General features: G+C 39.5%; 3 protein-coding genes and 1 pseudogene. 1 reads left to right on the forward strand and 3 read right to left on the reverse strand.

Annotated features, from left to right (window positions below):
• Positions 1-54: 54 nt before the first annotated feature.
• Positions 55-618: a flavin reductase family protein gene (locus tag JQM82_RS14855; RefSeq protein ID WP_235251179.1), complete on the forward strand. Its 564-nt coding sequence runs from the start codon at positions 55-57 to the stop codon at positions 616-618.
• On the opposite strand, the pseudogene JQM82_RS16555 reads toward JQM82_RS14855, so the two are convergent.
• From JQM82_RS16555 to JQM82_RS14870, 3 genes and pseudogenes are all read right to left on the reverse strand, one after another.
• Positions 520-825, reverse strand: a pseudogene (locus JQM82_RS16555) (alpha/beta hydrolase); the annotation flags it as partial. The gene JQM82_RS14855 and the pseudogene JQM82_RS16555 sit on opposite strands and share 99 nt — an antisense overlap.
• 65 nt (positions 826-890) lie before the next feature.
• The gene (locus tag JQM82_RS14865; protein ID WP_235251181.1) at positions 891-1,022 is read right to left on the reverse strand and encodes a helix-turn-helix domain-containing protein; all 132 of its coding nucleotides are present in this window, start codon (positions 1,020-1,022) and stop codon (positions 891-893) included.
• Between the two features lie 65 nt (positions 1,023-1,087).
• Positions 1,088-2,746 (reverse strand): RNA-binding domain-containing protein, encoded by a 1,659-nt coding sequence (locus JQM82_RS14870; RefSeq protein WP_235251178.1) that lies wholly within the window; start codon positions 2,744-2,746, stop codon positions 1,088-1,090.
• Positions 2,747-2,868: the final 122 nt, after the last annotated feature.

A 2,868-nucleotide genomic window follows, 5' to 3' on the forward strand; every position in this document is an offset into this window, starting at 1 on the left:
TTATATATACAGATAACACATCTGTCAAACCAATATTACAAGCGAGGTATTTTTATGAGAAAGAAGCTCAATATAACAGAAGGTATTTTTCCTATGCCGGTTTTGATGATTGCAACATACAACGAAGATAACAGCGTGAACGTTATGAACGCTGCATGGGGAACGATGCAGTCACGCAATACGGTAGCTTTGCAGCTCACAGAAACGCATAAAACAGTGAAAAACATTAAAGCCAGAAAAGCCTTTACAATCAGTATTGCCGACGCAGATCATATTGTGCAGGCTGACTATTTCGGAGTTACATCAGGAAACATGGTGGCAAACAAATTTGAAAAAAGCGGTCTTACTGCAAGCAAATCTGAAATCGTAGATGCACCTGTTATCAACGAGTTCCCCCTTTGTCTGGAATGTGAATTTATCGAATACCAGGACAATGAATACGGCGTTGGTGTCATTGGAAAAGTGGTAAATGTAACAGCCGACGAAAAAGTAATGGTTGACGGCAAACTCGATATGTCTTTAGTCAATGCCATTGCATTTGACCCATATACACATGGCTATTATCTGGTAAACAAAAGAGTGGGCGAAGCCTTCAAAGACGGCTTGCAACTCAAATAACGGTTTTCTAAAAATAGAGTTCTCTCGAAAAAAGAGAATTCTATTTTTTATAAGCAAATTCCCACCGGCACTGTCACCGCCAATTACAATCCTATTTTTATCAATACCTAACTTACTTGCATTCTTGATTGTCCATTGATATGCACAGTAACAATCTTCTACCGGAATAGGAAATGAATATTTTGGTGCTAACCGATAATCTACATAAACGACTTTGCATTATCCGTTCGGATTATTAGGATGTCGCGGAACGGCTCGATATCCTTGACAACTTACAGCTTGTTGTCCAGCCACTCATCGAAGCTCTTCTTTGAAATTCGACAGGCGGATCCAATTTTAAACCAGCGAAACTCCTGCTGCTCCAACAGCTTATATACCGTGCCGCGGCTGATGCCCTTGTCTATCTTTTACTTGCATTTAATTCGATTCTAACTGATTTTTAATTCGTTCCTTATCGAGTTAAAACGAGTTAGGAATTGATTACTTTGTACTTGGAGTACTTTCCTCCACATAACAATTCTAAACGTCCTTCAGCTTGAAGCTTTTTAATAACTGCATATGCCTGCGAAGGAGTCACTTTCAGCAATTCAACTACATCCTGCTTTGTAATGATTCCATTCTGAGTGTTTGCCAACTTCATTACTAACTCAGGATACCTGATGCTGTCTATATCTGTCTGTCGAACATACTGTATTGTTTCTTTGTTTTCACGATAGATCTTTTTACCCAGAATATAGGTGCGATTTTTTCCTTTTCCGGATGCTTCGATCAAACCAGACTCAATCATGACCTCAATTGCAGATCTAACCTTATTTTCACTCAGATTTGTCAGCTCAACAATTCGTTCAACCGTACATCTTCTTTCTGTATTAAGGACAGATAGAATCATCAATGTGTAGATTGATAATGGTTTTCCCTGCCTGTTTTGTTCTTCTGCAACAAACTTTGCAAAGGGCAAGTCTGCTTTCGCCCTTTGAATAAATAGCTTAACGGTTCTGCTGGTAGATTCAGAATAATCTGGCCAAGGCCTTCCAAAGATGATAGACCCCTCAAAAATCCTATCAATTCCTCTTCCCGTTTTCTCAGCTAAACCGATTCGTTTCATTGCATCAGCAAGCGCGGGATTACGTCCATGTGGTTCTACAGTCAGAAGATTTTTCAGATTAACTCCATCAATAAATCCACCGGGATTACTAATGATCATTCCTTCATCATCAATCAAAACTCTTACAGCGCCAAGCATAGTATAATCCCTATGACAGAATGCGTTTACTAAACCTTCTCGAAAAGCAGCCCAGTCAAATTCCGGAATTGGAATTCTAAATAATCCGTACTCAGTCTCCCTTTCTGGATTCCAGGCTTTGACGTATGTCTCATAGTTCTCAAATAATTCGAGAAGCGGCTTATTGCTATCCTCATTCATACGGACAGCCGTTCCTTCCAGGACTTGAAATGCCGATTTTGCTGTTGGTATCAGTTCTGCGATACGCTCCTCTTTTCCAATTAAAAGCATACCTGTTACTGTTGGAACATATTTACCCGCAACATCTGTAATAAGACGTAATGCAACATCCAGTTCGTCATCCGGTAAAGAAAGCAGAGTTTTTTCACCACCCGGTCTATTCTGAATGATTCGGCGAAGTCTAACTCGCTGATTTGGATCCAAGTCATCTAAAGTAGCTCCTGCCAGAGGCTGAGCAGAATAATCAAGCATTCCCAGTTCTGCAAGGCGAGATGGAATCTCATAAGAATACATTGGTATTACTTCCGGACTTCCATCAAGTTTAATACGTCTCCTCAACATTTTTCCTGACGCAGTAGATACCACACCTCGGCTTCTTGGCACTTCAATTTTCAGAACATCTTTACCTTCTTCAGTAATTATCTCTGCCCTTACAGCTATGGGCGGAACAGTGCTATTTGCAATCAGTGCAGTTACCCCTATGGGATCCTTATGTTTTTTATGAACGCCGGTAATTGATCCGTCATCTTCGACCCCCAGAAACAGAAATCCTCCAGATGTATTTGTCATTCCAACAATCTCTTCAATAAGATCATGATCTGGATAACATTTCAAATCACTTTTAAATTCAATATCTAAACTCTCCGCTTTAGGAATTGTACGCATTTCAATCCCTCCTATCCTCTAATTCAAATATAGTATAACTCGTTTTAACTCGTTTGTCGAGTTAATCTTGTTTTTAATTCGTTATTACGAGTTAAAAAACGAGTTACCCATTTATATAAATA

Source organism: Faecalicatena contorta (genome assembly GCF_021531995.1).
GTDB lineage: Bacteria > Bacillota > Clostridia > Lachnospirales > Lachnospiraceae > Dorea_A > Dorea_A contorta_A.

What these genes read in the sequence shown, in the direction of transcription:
- JQM82_RS14870 (WP_235251178.1), bottom strand. Translation starts at nt 2,746, where the DNA reads ATGCGTACAATTCCTAAAGCGGAGAGTTTAGATATTGAATTTAAAAGT.
- JQM82_RS14855 (WP_235251179.1), top strand. Translation starts at nt 55, where the DNA reads ATGAGAAAGAAGCTCAATATAACAGAAGGTATTTTTCCTATGCCGGTT.